Raw genomic sequence first — 539 nt, forward strand, 5'->3', positions numbered from 1 at the left:
TCGGGACCGGCCTGGGAGAGGTAGATGTTCTCGAACCAGTCGGTGAGGGTCCAGCCGTCCTCCCCGGCGACCGCGAAGGCGGCGAGGCCCGAGTCGGAGACGGTGTGCCCGGCCTTGAGCATCTCGTCGTACGTCTTCGGCGGCTTGACCCCTGCCTGGTTGAGCGCGTCGGGGCTGTACCAGACGGTCGACTTGTGGGCTGCCTTGAAGTACAGGCCGTACAGGGTCCCGTCGACGCTGCCGTACTTCTTCCACACCGGCGCGTAGTTGCTGTCGACCGACTTCTCGGTGGTCGCGGACAGCTGCTGGAGCCAGCCCTTCTTGGCGAACTGCTGGAGCACGCCGACCTGCGGGACCATCACGACGTCCGGCGCGTTGCCGCCCTCGATCTTGCTGCCGACGACGGTGGAGACGTTGTCGCCGGTGGAGATGAACTGGGTCTTGGCGCCGGTCTTCTCGCTGAACGCGTCCAGGACCTTCTGGAAGTTCTTCTGCTCGCTGCCGGTCCAGACGCCGGCCACGGTGACCGTCTGGCCGCT

At 66.6% G+C, this 539-nt stretch carries 1 protein-coding gene; it reads right to left on the minus strand.

The features are described from left to right. Nucleotides 1–539: ABC transporter substrate-binding protein (locus C3488_RS39770; RefSeq protein WP_146068041.1), on the minus strand; the 539-nt coding region annotated here is incomplete at both ends.

The sequence above is a fragment of the Streptomyces sp. Ru72 genome, assembly GCF_002920635.1.
GTDB lineage: Bacteria > Actinomycetota > Actinomycetes > Streptomycetales > Streptomycetaceae > Streptomyces.